Consider the following 516-nt stretch of genomic DNA (forward strand, 5'->3'; position numbering starts at 1 on the left):
TCCGACGACGCGGTGGTGCTGTCGTCGGCGCAGGCCGACGCGATCGTGTCCGCGCTGGAGAAACTCCCCCAACGCGCCAACATCCCCGTCGAAGAACTCGACGCCGCCGCCGGCGCGATGGTCCAGGCGGCCCGGCACATGAACCCTAGCGACCTGCGCAGCCTGGGCGAACAGGTCCGCAACATCCTCGACACCGACGGCCCCGAACCCCGCGAAGCCGCCGCCCGCGCCCGCGAAGAAGTCTGGGTCAAGAAAGCCGACCACGGGGTGAAGTTCGGCGGCTACCTGGCGGGTGAGAACGCTGAGAAGTTGCAGACCGTTCTGCAGGCGGGTGCGAAGCCGCATAAGACCGACGAGGGTGAGCAGGATCCGCGGTCGCGCGGCAAACGTCAGGCCGACGCCCTCATCGACACCCTCGACATCGCCCTGGCCTCCGGCGACCTGCCCACCCGCGGCGGGATCAAGCCGCACATCGCGGTCACCATCAACCTCAACGACCTCCTCGACGCCGGCCGC

Annotated in this window: 1 protein-coding gene; it reads left to right on the forward strand. The window is 69.4% G+C overall.

What is annotated here, in order from left to right; genetic code table 11:
• The coding region (locus tag ABD768_RS43045; RefSeq protein ID WP_344850783.1) for a DUF222 domain-containing protein at positions 1–516 on the forward strand (516 nt) is incomplete at both ends.

The organism is Kribbella ginsengisoli, from assembly GCF_039537185.1.
GTDB classification, from domain to species: domain Bacteria; phylum Actinomycetota; class Actinomycetes; order Propionibacteriales; family Kribbellaceae; genus Kribbella; species Kribbella koreensis.